Origin of the sequence: Kitasatospora sp. NPDC101235, assembly GCF_044767505.1 — a bacterium.
Lineage (GTDB): Bacteria > Actinomycetota > Actinomycetes > Streptomycetales > Streptomycetaceae > Kitasatospora.
In genome coordinates, this window is sequence record NZ_JBIWNZ010000035.1 from 3,281 (window position 1) to 16,866 (window position 13,586).

At 74.2% G+C, this 13,586-nt stretch carries 10 protein-coding genes and 1 pseudogene; 6 read left to right on the top strand and 5 right to left on the bottom strand.

Annotated features, from left to right (window positions below; genetic code table 11):
• Positions 1–184: 184 nt before the first annotated feature.
• A complete protein-coding gene (locus ACIRRH_RS37445; protein ID WP_403076624.1) occupies positions 185–1,057 on the top strand; it encodes a C40 family peptidase in 873 nt (290 codons plus the stop codon).
• A 93-nt stretch (positions 1,058–1,150) separates the two neighbouring features.
• Here the strand turns inward: ACIRRH_RS37445 and ACIRRH_RS37450 are convergent, their stop codons facing one another.
• Positions 1,151–2,065 carry a PfkB family carbohydrate kinase gene (locus ACIRRH_RS37450; protein WP_403076626.1) on the bottom strand — a complete coding sequence of 305 codons (915 nt, stop codon included), beginning with the start codon at positions 2,063–2,065 and terminating at the stop codon, positions 1,151–1,153.
• A gap of 394 nt (positions 2,066–2,459) precedes the next feature.
• Here ACIRRH_RS37450 and ACIRRH_RS37455 point away from each other — a divergent pair, with 394 nt between their 5' ends.
• Positions 2,460–3,527: an NUDIX domain-containing protein gene (locus tag ACIRRH_RS37455; RefSeq protein WP_403076629.1), complete on the top strand. Its 1,068-nt coding sequence runs from the start codon at positions 2,460–2,462 to the stop codon at positions 3,525–3,527.
• A 118-nt stretch (positions 3,528–3,645) separates the two neighbouring features.
• Positions 3,646–4,409: pseudogene (locus ACIRRH_RS37460) on the top strand (DUF4184 family protein).
• On the opposite strand, the gene ACIRRH_RS37465 reads toward ACIRRH_RS37460, so the two are convergent.
• On the bottom strand, positions 4,385–5,749 hold the full coding sequence (locus ACIRRH_RS37465; RefSeq protein ID WP_403076632.1) for a dipeptidase: 1,365 nt from the start codon (positions 5,747–5,749) through the stop codon (positions 4,385–4,387). The pseudogene ACIRRH_RS37460 and the gene ACIRRH_RS37465 sit on opposite strands and share 25 nt — an antisense overlap.
• A gap of 187 nt (positions 5,750–5,936) precedes the next feature.
• Between ACIRRH_RS37465 and ACIRRH_RS37470 the strand changes: the two genes are divergently transcribed.
• Positions 5,937–7,193: a geranylgeranyl reductase family protein gene (locus ACIRRH_RS37470; protein WP_403076634.1), complete on the top strand. Its 1,257-nt coding sequence runs from the start codon at positions 5,937–5,939 to the stop codon at positions 7,191–7,193.
• Positions 7,194–7,332: 139 nt separating this feature from the next.
• Here the strand turns inward: ACIRRH_RS37470 and ACIRRH_RS37475 are convergent, their stop codons facing one another.
• Positions 7,333–9,636 (bottom strand): glycosyl hydrolase family 18 protein, encoded by a 2,304-nt coding sequence (locus tag ACIRRH_RS37475; protein ID WP_403076637.1) that lies wholly within the window; start codon positions 9,634–9,636, stop codon positions 7,333–7,335.
• A 295-nt stretch (positions 9,637–9,931) separates the two neighbouring features.
• Between ACIRRH_RS37475 and ACIRRH_RS37480 the strand changes: the two genes are divergently transcribed.
• Positions 9,932–10,705 (top strand): enoyl-CoA hydratase family protein, encoded by a 774-nt coding sequence (locus tag ACIRRH_RS37480; protein ID WP_403076640.1) that lies wholly within the window; start codon positions 9,932–9,934, stop codon positions 10,703–10,705.
• 100 nt (positions 10,706–10,805) lie between these two features.
• On the opposite strand, the gene ACIRRH_RS37485 is transcribed toward ACIRRH_RS37480, so the two are convergent.
• On the bottom strand, positions 10,806–11,612 hold the full coding sequence (locus tag ACIRRH_RS37485) for a maleylpyruvate isomerase family mycothiol-dependent enzyme (protein ID WP_403076643.1): 807 nt from the start codon (positions 11,610–11,612) through the stop codon (positions 10,806–10,808).
• Positions 11,613–11,933: 321 nt separating this feature from the next.
• Between ACIRRH_RS37485 and ACIRRH_RS37490 the strand changes: the two genes are divergently transcribed.
• Entirely contained in the window at positions 11,934–12,689 is a 756-nt protein-coding gene (locus tag ACIRRH_RS37490) for an acyltransferase (RefSeq protein WP_403076646.1), read from the top strand.
• Positions 12,690–12,935: 246 nt separating this feature from the next.
• On the opposite strand, the gene ACIRRH_RS37495 is transcribed toward ACIRRH_RS37490, so the two are convergent.
• Positions 12,936–13,508 (bottom strand): HutD family protein, encoded by a 573-nt coding sequence (locus tag ACIRRH_RS37495; RefSeq protein WP_403076648.1) that lies wholly within the window; start codon positions 13,506–13,508, stop codon positions 12,936–12,938.
• Between the last annotated feature and the right edge of the window lie 78 nt (positions 13,509–13,586).

Sequence of the window (13,586 nt, forward strand, 5' to 3'; positions counted from 1 at the left end):
CCCCGCCGCTCTCCCGACCCCCCGGGGCGCCCGGCGCGGGGGGGCCCCCCCCCCCCCCCCCCCCGGGGGGGCGCCGCCCGCCCCCCCCCCCCCCCCCCCCCCATGCCGGGTGGAGGCTCTGCCGACCAGCAGGGCCGGCCTCGGTCGGCCACGGCAATCCGCAGCAGTGAAGGAAGTCAGCACGATGACCACCGTCAACACCGGTTCGCCGGCGGCCGCCGGCGAACCGACCGGGCAGCAGGACTCCGCCACCGCCCGCACCTCCCGTCCGTCCCGCACCGCACGGCTCCGTCGGGGGATGGGCATGGTGGCCGTGATCGCGACCGGTGCCGGCGTGATCGGCCTCGGCACCGGCGTCAGCCCCGCGGCCGCCGAGACCGCCCCGGCGCACGCCGGGTGGGACGGCTCGCGGTACTGGTTCAAGAACAGCCAGGGGCAGTGGCGCTGGACCTCGCACTACAGCGTGTACGCGGCCCGCACCGGGGGCGGCTCGCCGTCCGCCGCGAAGGCCACCACCGGGTCCTCCGGCGGGATCAAGGAGGGCTGGGACGGCTCCCGCTACTGGTTCCGCAACAGCAAGGGCGAATGGCGCTGGACCTCGCACTACGACGTCTACCTGGAGCGCACCGGGCGCGCCCCCTCCTCGTCGGGGTCCGCGGGCTCGGGCCACGCCGACGACTCGGTCGCGGTGAACCGGGACGTCGAGGCCGCCGTGCAGTTCGCCCTCTCCCAGGTGGGCAAACCGTTCCTCCGGGCCGGCAACGGGCCGGACGGCTACGACTGCTCGGGCCTGGTGCAGCAGTCCTTCCGGCGCGGCGGGATCTCGCTGCCGCGCGTGGCCAACGACCAGTACGCGGCGACCACACCGATCAAGGCGAGCCAGCTGCGCCGTGGGGACCTGCTGTTCTGGTCGCCGAACGGGACCGCCCGGGGCATCCAGCACGTGGCGATCTACCTGGGCGACAACAAGTACGTCGAGGCCGCGCGGCCCGGGACCAACGTCCGGATCTCGACGATCAGCAAGGGCTACTACCCCATGTACATGGGGCGCCCGTAGCGGGGCCGTCGTCCGCCGGTCGGGGGCGCCGGGTCCGCCCGCGGCCCCCGACCGGCGCCGTGCGGGCGGGCTCCGGTGGCTCCCGACATGCGGTCAGAGGTCCGTCGGGCGGGGCAGCGCGCCGCGGGCACCGAGGCCGGTGACGGCGAAGGCCCCGGCGGCGACGGCGGTGGCGGCGGCGTCGGGCAGTCCGGCGCCGCGGGCGAGTCCGGCGGCGAGGGCGCCGCAGAAGACGTCGCCGGCACCGGTGGTGTCGACCACCCGGACGGCGGGGGCGGGCAGGCGGACCGGTGTTCCGTCCACGACGACCAGCGCGCCCTCGCCGCCGAGGGTGACCACGGCGCCTTCGGCGCGCCCGGCCAGGGCCCGGGCGGCCCCGGTGACGTCGGCGGCACCGGTGAGCTGGCGGGCCTCGACGGCGTTCGCGACGACCAGCGGGCGGCGTCCGGTGGGGCCGGCTGCCGGCAGGGTGCCGGCGGGGGCGGCGTTGTGCAGCCAGCGGGTGCCGCCCGAGCGGCCTGCGGCGGGCAGGGCGGCGGCGGTCGCGCGGATGCACTCCTCGGGGATCTCGTTGCTGGTCAGGACCACGTCGACGGGGAGCAGGCGGAGGCGGGTGAGCGCGGTCGTGACCTCCTCCGGGGTGAGGTGGGCATTGGCGCCGGGGACGACGACGATGCTGTTCTCGCCGGACGGGTCGACCATGACGATCGCCTGACCGGTGGGCGCGTCCGGGTGGGTGAGAACGGCGCCCGTCTCGACCTGCGCGCCGTGCAGATCGGCACGTGCCGCCTCGCCCTCGGCGTCCCGCCCGACCTTGGCGACCAGGTGCGCCGCTGCCCCCATCCGGGCCGCCGCCACCGCCTGGTTGGCCCCCTTGCCGCCGAAGCCCCGGGTGGCGGCGCTGGCGAGGACGGTCTCGCCGGGGGAGGGGAGCACGGGGCAGCGGAGGATGTGGTCGGTGTTCACTGAGCCGATGACGACCACGCGGCCGACGGGGAGCAGCTTCATCGTTCCTCTGTACGCGGCGGGGCGCGGGCGGCGCAAGCAGGCGGGCGGTGACGATCGGTGACGGGGAGCGCAGAGTGCGCACGGAGCGTGCACGCGGGCGTGCGGAGCGCACGAGCGGGGCGTGCATGGCAGGTCGACCCATCGGGCGCCCTGTGCCCTAGCAGTGGTGAAGGGGTGCAATTTTGATGTAGACCGGTCTGCATATTTCTGTGCACGGGTGCCTGACCTGGGCACATGCTGCTGTCACGGGGCAGGCCGGGGCGTGCGGGCGGGCGCGTCGGGGAGGCATGGGGAGCGGCATGGCGCGGGTACCACCACGGGTGGCGCTGGTTCGGCTGACGGGGGCGCTGCCCGGTGCGAACGGCATCGGGGGAAGTCGAGGGCAGGGGACGTTGTGATCGTCTGGGTCAATGGCACATTCGGGGCGGGCAAGACGAGCGCCTGCCGCGAGCTGGTGGAACTGCTGCCCGGGAGCGTGCTCTTCGATCCCGAGCTGGTGGGCTTCGGCCTGCGCCGGATGCTCCCGGCCGACCGGCTGGCGACGGTGTCCGACTTCCAGGACCTGGCGGCCTGGCGCCGGCTCGTCCCCGAGACGGCGGCGGCGCTGCTCGGTGAGGTCGGGGGCCCGCTGGTGGTCCCGATGACCCTGCTCAGAGAGGACTACCGGGACGAGATCTTCGGCGACCTCGCCTCGCACGGGATCGCGGTGCACCACTTCGTGCTGGACCCTGAAGAAACGATCCTGCGTGACCGCATAGCCCACCGCGAGGAGTGTCCCGGCGATCCGGAGGGCAGCGAGCGGGTCCGCGACTGGTGCCTCGAACACCTGCCGCGCTACCGCGCCGCCCGCCGCTGGCTGGTCGGCGACGCCCGGCTGATCGACACCAGCGAGCTCTCCCCCCGGGAGACCGCGCACCGGATCGCCGAGCTGGTCCGGGTCGGCGCCGCCCGCTGCCCGATCGTCCAGACCCCGGACCCGACCGGGGACACCGTGGCCTCCGCCGTCCTGTTCTTCGACGAGCAGGACCGCGTGCTGCTGGTCGACCCCGTCTACAAGCCCGACTGGGACTTCCCCGGCGGCGTGGTCGAACGCGGCGAGGCCCCCACCGACGCAGCCCTGCGTGAGACCGCCGAGGAACTGGGCCTGCGCCTGGACCCGTCCACGCTGCGCCTGCTCGCCGTCGACTGGGAACCGCGCACCGGTCCTCGCCGCGGCGGCCTGCGGCTGATGTACGACGGCGGCCTGCTGAACGCGGAGGGCCGGCAGAACCTGCTGCTCCAGCAGGAGGAGCTGCGCAGCTGGCGCTTCGTCACCCTGGAGGAGGCCGGCGAACTGCTGCCCCCGGGGCGCTACCGGCGGCTGGCGGCCGCGCTGGACGCGCGGCGGAGCGGCGAGCTGCGGTACCTGGAGGCGGGGAGCCGGGTGGCCGTCGGGCTGGCGAGCGCGGCGGACGCGGCGTAGCGGCCGGTCGGCGCGGGGCAGGGGCGGTGCGGGGCCGGGGCGGCCGGTACGGCTGCGCAGCGGCTCGTGGGGGCCTCCCGGTGCGCGGCGCCGCGGCCGCCGGCGGGAGGATGGAGGCATGCCGTTCACGCTGAGCCATCCCGCCGCCGTCCTGCCCCTGCTGCGCGCCACCGGGGCGCGCGGGCCGCTGGTGGCGTCGGCGCTGGTCGCCGGGTCGATGGCGCCGGACGTGCCGTTCTTCGCCGAGTCCCTGTTGCCCGGGGTGTACGGCCACGGCGGGCTGACGCACCGCTGGTGGGCGGTGCCGACGCTGGACGTGGCGATCGCCGGCGTGCTGGTGGCCGGCTGGCACGGGCTGCTGCGCGGGCCGATGGCGGCGCAGCGTGGTTCGCGGCCTCGGCGGCGATCGGCGCGGCCACCCACGTGGGCTGGGACGCGTTCACCCACGGGGACCGGCTGGGGGTGCGGCTGCTGCCCGTACTGGACCGGCCGGTGGCCGGGGTCCCGCTGTACGAGGCGCTGCAGTACGGCAGTTCGGCGCTCGCCCTGGCGGCGCTGGGCGGTTGGGCGGCGCGTGCGGTGCGGGCCGTCGAGCCGGTGCGGCCGGCCGTGCGGCTCGTGCCCCGGGCCCGGCGGGCCGCCGTCGCGGCGCTGGGCGCGGCGACGGCGGCCGGGGTGCTGTACCGGCTCAGCCCGCTGCGGCGGAACCTGGTGCCGGAGGTCTGCTTCGGCGCCGGGGCCGGGCTCGCGGTGGGCGCGGTCGGCTACGCGGCGGTGCTGGCGGCCGCCCGCCGGTTGCGCGGCGGGCGGCCGGACGCCCTTCGGGAGACCCCTCGGGACGTCGCCTCGAACGTCCGTCAGACGGAGCGCAGTTCGGCGTAGCGGCGGAGGAACAGCGCCTCGGTGAGGGCCATCCGCTCCAGCTCCTGCGGGTCGACGCTCTCGTTGACCGCGTGGATCTGGGTGGTCGGCTCCTCGACGCCGATCAGCACGATCTCGGCCTGGGGGTAGAGCGAGCGCAGCGTGTTGCAGAGCGGGATCGAGCCGCCCTCGCCGGAGGCGACCATCGCGGTGCCGAAGGCCTCGGCCATCGCCTCGCCCATGGCCTCGTACGCCGGGCCGCTGGTGTCGGCACGGAACGGCGCGCCGCTGCCCTGGCGCTGGACGGTGAGCCGGGCGCCGAGCGGGACCTGCGCCTCCAGGTGGGCGACCAGAGCGTCCTGGGCGGCGCCCGCGTCCGTGCCCGGCGCGACGCGCAGGCTGATCAGGGCCTTGGCGGTGGCCTGGACGGAGGAGGTGGCGCCGATCACCGGCGGGGCGTCGATGCCGAGGACGGTGACGGCCGGGCGGGCCCAGAGGCGGTCGGCGATGGTGCCGGTGCCGGTGAGGGCGACGCCGTCGAGCACCTTGGCGTCGGCGCGGAACTGCTCCTCGGGGTACTGCACGCCGGTCCAGGTCTGGTCGGCCGTCAGGCCGGCCACCGCGACGTCGCCGTTCTCGTCGTGCAGCGAGGCCAGCATCCGGACCAGGGACTGGAGCGCGTCCGGGGCGGCGCCGCCGAAGGCGCCGGAGTGCAGGTTGCCGGCCAGCGTGGTGACCGTGGCCTCGACGACCGTCATGCCGCGCAGCGAGGTGGTGACGGTGGGCAGGCCGGGGGCGAAGTTGCCGGTGTCGCCGATGATGATGGCATCGGCGGCGAGCAGCTCGGGGTGGGCCTCGGCGTAGCGCTCCAGACCGCCGGTGCCCTGCTCCTCGGAGCCTTCGACGATGATCTTCAGGCCGACCGGGTAGGCGTCGCCGTGGACCTGACGCAGCGCCCGCAGGGCGGTCAGGTGCATCAGGATGTTGCCCTTGCAGTCGGCAGCGCCGCGCCCGTACCAGCGGCCGTCGCGCTCGGTCAGCTCGAAGGCGGGGCTGAGCCAGGCGTCCTCGTCCAGCGGGGGCTGGACGTCGTAGTGGGAGTAGAGAAGGACGGTCGGCGCGCCCTCGGGGCCGGGCAGCTCGCCGTAGACGGACTGGGTGCCGTCCGGGGTGTCCAGCAGCCGGATGTTGGTCAGGCCCTCGGCGGCGAAGGCGTCGGCGACCCAGCGCGCGGCCTTCTCGCACTCCTCGACCGGGAACTGGCGCGGATCGGCGACCGACGGGAAGGCGACCAGCTCGGCGAGGTCGGTGCGGGCACGGTCCATCAGGGACCGGACGGCGTCGGCCAGGGGCTGTGACATCGGGGCTCCGAGGGGACGGTCCGCCCTCGAGGTGGTGCGGGCGGAGGAGACGGCTTGCGGTAGTGCCGATCATAGGCGGAGTGGAACGGGGAGCTCCGAGGGTGTGGCGCGGACCCGGACGGGTCGGGCGGCCGGTGCGGGGGCGGCGCGCTCGACCGGAGCGGTCGGACGCATAGGATTGCTCGACGTGACTGACTCCGGAAGCTCCGATTCCCGCAGCCCGCTCGACAGCCCGGCCGAGGGCGGTCCGATCGACGACGCGGCGGCGCCGCCGGACGGCGTCTGGGACGTCGTGGTGGTCGGCGCCGGACCGGCGGGTTCCTCGGCCGCGTACGCCGCCGCGGCCCAGGGCCGCCGGGTGCTGCTGCTCGACAAGGCCGAACACCCGCGGTACAAGACCTGCGGCGGTGGCATCATCGGCCCCTCCCGGGACAGCCTGCCGCCGGGCTTCCGGCTGCCGCTGCAGGACCGGGTGCACGCCGTCACCTTCGCCTACGACGGGAAGTACACCCGCACCCGGCGGTCCAAGCGGATGCTGTTCGGCCTGGTCAACCGGGACGAGTTCGACCTGCGCCTGGTGCAGGCGGCCAAGCAGGCCGGGGCGGTGCTGGTCACCGGAGTGACCGTCACCGGCGTCGAGCAGCGCGGCGGCGAGCACCGGACGGCGCTGGTGACGGCGGCCGACGGGCGTACCTTCGAGGCCCGTGCGGTGGTCGGCGCGGACGGCAGCGCGAGCCGGATCGGCCGGCACGTCGGCGTCACCTTCGACCAGATCGACCTCGGCCTGGAGGCGGAGATCCCGGTGCCGGCGCAGGTCGCCGCGGACTGGGCGGGCCGGATCCACCTCGACTGGGGCCCGCTGCCCGGCAGCTACGGCTGGGTGTTCCCGAAGACCGAGACCAGCAGCCTGACCGTCGGCGTCATCTCGGCGCGCGGCGACGGCGAGCGCACCAAGCAGTACCTCGCCGACTACATCCGCCGGCTGGGCCTGTCCGGGTTCACCCCCAGGGTCGAGTCCGGGCACCTGACCCGCTGCCGGGCCGAGGACTCGCCGCTCTCCCGCGGCCGGGTGCTGGTCGCCGGGGACGCGGCCGGACTGCTGGAACCGTGGACCCGCGAGGGCATCTCGTACGCGCTGCGCTCGGGCCGGCTGGCCGGCGAGTGGGCGGTGAAGGTCGCCGAGGCGGGCAACGCGGCGGCGGTGCGGCGCGAGGCGCTGAACTACGCGTTCGCGGTCAAGGCCGGGCTGGGCGTGGAGATGCGCGCGGGCAAGCAGCTGCTGGGCGCCTTCGAGCGGCGGCCGTACCTGTTCCACGCAGCGGTCTGCCTGGTGCCGGCGGCCTGGCGGGCCTTCGCCCGGACCACCCAGGGGCAGACCTCCTTCTCCCAGGTGCTGCGGCAGTACCGGGCCGCGCGGCGGCTGACGGCGATGGCCTCGCGGTAGGGCGGACGTCGTGACGCGGGGCCGGCGCCCCTCCCCGGTGCGGGGAGGGGCGCCGGCCCCGTTTCCGTGGTGGCGCCGGTCACGTGAGCCCCGGGTCGGGCCGTGCGGCCTGGGTGATCCCAGGGCCGGGTCGTGCGGACTACCTGAGCCCGGTGTCCAGCGCGGACATCAGGGTGCCGGACGGGGTGTCGCCGGACATCTCCCAGATCATGCCGCCGAGCAGGTTCTTCGACTTGAGGTAGGCCGTCTTCTGTGAGATCGACCAGGCGTCGTCGAAGGTCCACCACTGGCCGCCGGATCCCGTGTAGCCGTACGTCGCAACGGACTTGGGGTCGTGGTAGACCTTGAGGCCGGAGAGGCTGGTGATCAGGTTGTTGTACCCGCGGGTGCCGGCCTCGTCGGTGAACTGGCCCGGTGCGGCGCCGTTCGCGGACTGCCAGGCGCCGTTCGCGCCGCCGTCCGCGACGCTCTGCCAGCCGCGCCCGTAGAACGGGAAGCCGATGGTCAGCTTGCGCGGGTTGACCCCGGCGTTCAGGTACGTCTGGACGGCCGTGTCCACGCTGAAGTGGGTGTTGTAGGGGTCGTTCGGGTCCTGGAAGAGGTTGGAGGCGTGGCCGGTGCGGTTCGGCTCCCAGGAGTTGTCGCTGCCCGAGCCGTGGAAGTCGTAGCCCTGGACGTTGGCGATGTCCAGCGAGCTGAAGATCTTCGAGAGGTCCCAGCCGACGGCGACCTTCGCCGGGTCGGCCGGGGTGAAGGCGGTGAGCAGCTTGTGCGAGCCGCCCAACGCGTCCAGCTGCTTGCGGAATTCGGCCAGCAGCAGGGTCAGGTTGTCCTTGTCGTTGGCGCTCCAGTGGTTGCCCGGGTGGCCGTCGCCGGAGCCGGGCCACTCCCAGTCGAGGTCGATGCCGTCGAAGATGCCCGCCGCCACGCCGTCGCCGCCGGCACCGTTGTAGACCGGCAGGTTGCCCTTGATCCAGGTGTCGATGCAGGACTTGACGAACTTCTGGCGGGACGCGTCGGTGGCGGCGGCGTCGGAGAAGTACTTGGAGTAGGTCCAGCCGCCGAGCGAGACGACCACCTTCAGGTTCGGGTACTTGGCCTTGAGCTTCTTCAACTGGTTGAAGTTGCCCCGGAGTTTGCCCCAGCCGTCGTCGGCCACGCCGTCCACCGACTGGTCGGCGCTCATCGCCCGGCCGTAGTCCGCGTCGGCGTCACCGGCGCCGGTGCCCTGGTCCGGGTCCTCAGGGTTGCCGGTGGTGCCCTTGGTGACGCCCGCCATGCAGGTCAGGTTGACCGGATCGATGTTCTCGAAGGCGTAGTTGACGACGTCGAGCTTGGCGGCGGCGCCGGAGGTGTCCAGGTTCTTGACGAAGTACTGGCGGCCGTAGATGCCCCACTGGACGAAGTAGCCGACCCGGGCGTACTTCCCGGCGCCGACCAGGTCCGAGGTGGTCACGGTGAGCGGTGCGGAGGCGGGCGAGGCGTTGTCGGCGGCGTCCCGGGCCTTCACGGTGAACGTGTAGGTGGTGGACGGTGAGAGACTGCCGACGGTTGCGCCGAGCGTGCCGCCGGTGACCGTGGTCGCCAGGGTGTTGCCCTGGTACACGTCGTACGCGGCGACCCGGACGTTGTCGGTGGCGGCGTTCCAGGCGAGCTTCACGTCCGTCGAACTGACCGCCGTTGCCCGGAGGTTGGCCGGTGCCGTGGGCGGCGAGGTGTCGGTGGACGGGTCGAAGGTGGACGCGGTGACGGACGCGCTGAGCGAACCGGTGTTGCCTCGGCTGTCCTTGGCCCGGACGGTCAGGGTGTACGAGGTGGCCGGGGTGAGGCCGGTGACCAGGACGCTGGTGGACGGGCTGGAGGCGAGCACGGTGCTGCCGCTCAGCACGTCGTAGGAGGCGACCGGGAAGTCGCCGCCGCTGGCGGCCGGCCAGCTCAGGGCGAGCGTGTGCGCGGTGGACTCGGCGACCGTCGGGGTGCCCGGTGCGGACGGCGGGACGTCCGCGCTGCCGTCGCACTTGTCGCCGTTGATGCGGCAGTTGAGCGGGGTGGAGACCGGGCCGTTGCCGACGAACCAGAAGCTGTACGGCTCGGTGGTGCTGTGGGCGTTGACGGTGGAGTTGTAGAACGCGGCCGTGGCGGTGACGTGCCGGCCGCTGACGGCGGCGGTGCCGTTGTAGCTGTTGCCGATGGTGACGCCGGCCGGGAGGTCGAACTCCAGGGTCCAGCCGCTCACCGCGGTCGCGTTGTCGTTGTGGACGACGTAGGTGCCCTGCCACCAGGAGCCGTTGTCGGCGGTGGTGAAGGTGGCGGTGAGCCTTCCGGCGGCGTTCGCCGGGGCGGCCAGCGCGGTGAGCGCGGCGAGGGGCAGGAGCAGGACGGAGAGCAGTGCCAGCAGTCTGCTGCGCACGCGCGGGCGCCCGGCCCGGGATCGAGCGGACATGGTTCTCCCTGTGGCTGTGGGGGTGAACAGGGTGACGTAGAACCTTGGTTGATCCATTGATCCGTGTGCGATCGATGCCTGCACCGTGGGGAGGTGCGGCATGGGAACTGTAGGAGGACTGGACCAATGCGTCAACAGGTCTGTACCACTGGCGAGCATGGGGAGGCCGCCGCCGGGCCGGTCGGCTCTGGCCGAGGGGCGGGTGGGCGTGCCAGAGTCGACCGGGCGTCGTCCGGGCACCCCCGGACCGCACCCGCAGCCCGACCCACCCTCAGCCCGAAGGCAGGCCTCGCCGATGACCAGTGCAGCGCCCCTCGTCCACGTCAGCACCGCCGACGCCGTCACCACGCTCACCCTCGACTCGCCGCACAACCGCAACGCGCTCTCCACCCGGCTGATGGCCGAGCTGCACGCCGGGCTGGCCTCCGCCGCGGCCGACCCGGAGGTCCGCGCGGTGGTGCTCGGGCACACCGGCAAGGTGTTCTGCGCGGGCGCGGACCTCTCCGAGGCGACCGGCGCGGACCCGACGGTCGGCCCGCGCGGCCTGGTCGAGCTCCAGCGGGCGATCGTGGACTGTGCCAAGCCGGTGATCGCCGTCATCGACGGGCACGTCCGGGCCGGCGGTCTCGGCCTGGTCGGCGCGGCGGACCTCGCCGTCGCCGGACCGGCCTCGACCTTCGCCTTCACCGAGGTGCGGCTCGGTCTCGCGCCCGCCGTCATCTCGCTGCCGCTGCGCCCGAAGCTGGACCCGCGCGGCGCCTCCCGCTACTACCTCACCGGCGAGGTCTTCGACGCCGCCGAGGCCGCCCGGATCGGGCTGATCACCAGCGCCACCGACTCCGCCGAGTCCACCGGCGTGGTGCTGAAGGGCCTGCTGGACGCGCTGCGCCTGGGCTCCCCGCAGGGCCTGGCGGAGTCGAAGCGGCTGGCCAACGCCGAGGTGGTGCGCTCCTTCGAACGGGACGCGGACGAGCTGGTGGAGCTGTCGGCGCGGCTCTTCGGTTCGGCGGAGGCGCAGGAGGGGATGCGGTCGTTCCTGGAGAAGCGGCCCGCGCGCTGGGTGCGCTGACGCCGGGGTTCCCGGGCGTCGTGCTCGCTCGCCCGGGGGCGTCGCCGCCCCCGGGCGTCGCGAGCGTCATCGACGTCACGACACTTCGCCGGCGTCGCGATCAGCGGAGCGCCGCCGCGTCGTGCCAGAGGTCGAGCAGGTCCCGGTCGCCGGTCGCGACGACGTCCCGGGCCCGCCCGGAGGGCAGCCGGTTCCACAGCAGCAGGTAGAGCTCGCGGGCGGGACCGGCGAGGGTCAGGTCGGCCGGCTCGGGGCTCTCGCCGGTGGTGACGGTCAGCGGCTCCTGGGTGATCGTCAGTCGCCAGGAACCGGTGCCGGTGCTGGAGTCGGCGCCGGAACCGGTGCCGGAGTCTGCGCCGTCGGTGGCCCGGACCTGGAGAGTGCGCGGTCGGTCGCTGCGCAGCGTGGACCGGCCGCGGGTCATGAAGCCGCTCACCAGTTCGTCGATGCCGTCCAGGGCCAGCGCGGTGTCCACGGCCGGGCCGGGCATCCCGGCGGCCGCGTCGGCGTCATGGCGGTGGACGGCGGTCTCGTGCGCCTGGCGCCGGGCCCAGAACGCCAGCGGGCTGGGCGAGGGCAGGAAGCTCCAGCACTCGACGTCGGCGGGCGCTGCGGTGAGCGCGCCCACCAGGGCGGTGTGGCCCTCGCGGTACCAGTCGAGCAGTGCGGCGTCCGAGGGCAGCGGCCCGACGGCGGCCTGCGCGCCCGTCTCGTCCAGCGGTGCCCGCAGGCCCTGCGAGAGGATGGTGGCGGCCCAGCGGTGGACGTAACCGATGTGTCGCAGCAGGTCCACCAGTTGCCACTCCGGGCAGGTCGGTACGGGGGCGGACAGCTCGGTACGGGCTGCGGCCTCGGCGAGCCGGTTGCCCTCGCGACGCAGCGCGTCGATGTGCTCGGTGATCTCCATGGGGTGGAGTCTTCCATCGCGGTCGGCCGCCGGTCGCGGATTTCGGACACTCCTTGGGGCGGTCCGGTGCGGTCCGGTTCGGGTCGGTCCGGTGCGGTCCGGTTCGGGTCGGTCCGGTGCGGTCCGGTTTGGGCCGGGAGATCCAGCCGGGGTGGGACGGCGCTCCGATGGTCGGTCGGATGGTGCAGGGGCCGGGCAGATGCCGCTGTGCGCGGTCGCGGGCGGGCGCCCGTCCGCGGCGGCGGGCCGGGGCGGATGTGGCGGGTGTGATGTCGGCCTCCCGACGGACGGGCGGATGCTACGGGCCGGTAACGTGAGCGCATGCCGATAACCCGTTCCCTCGTCTCCGCCGTCCGGGCTGGTGGCCGCCGCGCTGCCGGACTTCTCGTCCACCGGGGCTGGCGCTGGGTTCAGCGGACCGGCGCGGTCAGCAACCGCAACCCCGGCCCGTACCGGTTCGGCGAGCTGGGGGACGGTACGACCCTCAGCTTCCCGCTCGGGGCGGTGTTCAACGAGCAGTGGATCACCATCGGGCCGTTCTCGATCATCGGCGAGCGGGTCACCATCAGCGCCGGCTTCCTGCCCGGGCTCGACCTCGGGCCGGAACCGATCGTGCGGATCGGCGGCGGCTGCGTGATCGGCCGGGACAGCCACATCGTCGGCCACCAGTCGATCGTGATCGGCGACGATGTGTGGACCGGCCCGGGCGTGTACATCAGCGACCAGGCCCACGAGTACCGGGACACCGAACTGCCGATCGGCAAGCAGTGGCCGCGCAACGAGCCGGTGGAGATCGGCGCGGGCAGCTGGATCGGCACCGGCGCGGTGATCCTGCCGGGCGCGCGGATCGGCCGGAACGTGGTGGTCGCGGCGGGGGCCGCCGTGCGTGGCGAGGTGCCGGACCACAGCGTGGTCGCCGGGGCGCCGGCCAAGGTGGTGCGCCGCTGGACCGAGGAGGAGGGCTGGCAGCCGCCGCTGCGCCACGAGGCTCCGCAGCCGGTGCCGGACGGCGTGACCGCCGAGCAGTTGCGAGCACTGGTCGGCTGGGACCTGCGGCTGCCGGGGGAGCAGAGCTGACGTCGGCGCCAGTGCACCGCACCGGGAGCACCGGCGCCGTGCGCCGGCGAACGGCCTGAACTGCCCCGTGGGGGAGGCCTGTTCGGCGGTGCGGGCGGCGGCGGTGGCGATCGCGGCGATCGCGGCGGTGATCCGAGGGATGCCGGCGGGGCGCGTCGGACCGCCGGGCTGGTCCGAGAGTCGGGCGCACCGTCCTTCGGCGGTGCGTCGGTGCGTAGGCCTGCCGGTGCGTCGGTCCGCCGGCTGTCAGGGCGCGGTGCGGAAGGTGACGACGGCGGTGGTGCTGTTCGGGTGCAGCTCGTACGCGCCCGGGGCGTCGAGCAGTGCGGCGTCGTAGCGGGCGAGTTCGACGCCGTCGACGGCGGCCGCGCCGGCGAGGCAGACCAGAAGGGCGGTGTTCCCGTCGGGGAGGTCGATCGTGGTGGCCACGGTGGCCAGGTCCACGGTGGCCTCGACCCGTCCGCGGCGCGTCATCACGTTGAAGTCCACCACCGGGCCGGCCACCAGCCGACAGTCGGTGGTGGCATCGCCGGAGAAGGCGAACGGCAGGAACGGTGCGTCGACCAGCCGCTCGGTGCCGTCGACGGTGAGTGCCATCCCTGCGCCTTCGACCAGGGTGATCACCCGGTCGATCCCGGGGAACGGGGAGAACGGTCCGGCCGAGGCGACGTCCGCGAGGCTCACCCGCCAGTCGAAGGCGTCCAGCCCGGCTCCGGCCGGGAACCCGGCGACCTCCCTGGTCACCCCGCCCCCGTTGAGCCACGCCGTCGCCGGGCGCTCGCTCGCCCGCAGTACCTGGAAGCGTTCGCTGGTCGTCATGGCCCCGCATCCTGTCACATGGCGGCTGACAGATGACAGATGACAGATTTCAACATCTGTCATCTGTTATCCGTCAGT

Bases quoted from the DNA above. Each gene is read 5' to 3' on its own strand.
- ACIRRH_RS37485 (WP_403076643.1), bottom strand. From the start codon at position 11,612: ATGGAGATCACCGAGCACATCGACGCGCTGCGTCGCGAGGGCAACCGG.
- ACIRRH_RS37475 (WP_403076637.1), bottom strand. From the start codon at position 9,636: ATGTCCGCTCGATCCCGGGCCGGGCGCCCGCGCGTGCGCAGCAGACTG.
- ACIRRH_RS37480 (WP_403076640.1), top strand. From the start codon at position 9,932: ATGACCAGTGCAGCGCCCCTCGTCCACGTCAGCACCGCCGACGCCGTC.
- ACIRRH_RS37465 (WP_403076632.1), bottom strand. From the start codon at position 5,749: ATGTCACAGCCCCTGGCCGACGCCGTCCGGTCCCTGATGGACCGTGCC.
- ACIRRH_RS37495 (WP_403076648.1), bottom strand. From the start codon at position 13,508: ATGACGACCAGCGAACGCTTCCAGGTACTGCGGGCGAGCGAGCGCCCG.
- ACIRRH_RS37450 (WP_403076626.1), bottom strand. From the start codon at position 2,065: ATGAAGCTGCTCCCCGTCGGCCGCGTGGTCGTCATCGGCTCAGTGAAC.
- ACIRRH_RS37445 (WP_403076624.1), top strand. From the start codon at position 185: ATGACCACCGTCAACACCGGTTCGCCGGCGGCCGCCGGCGAACCGACC.
- ACIRRH_RS37490 (WP_403076646.1), top strand. From the start codon at position 11,934: ATGCCGATAACCCGTTCCCTCGTCTCCGCCGTCCGGGCTGGTGGCCGC.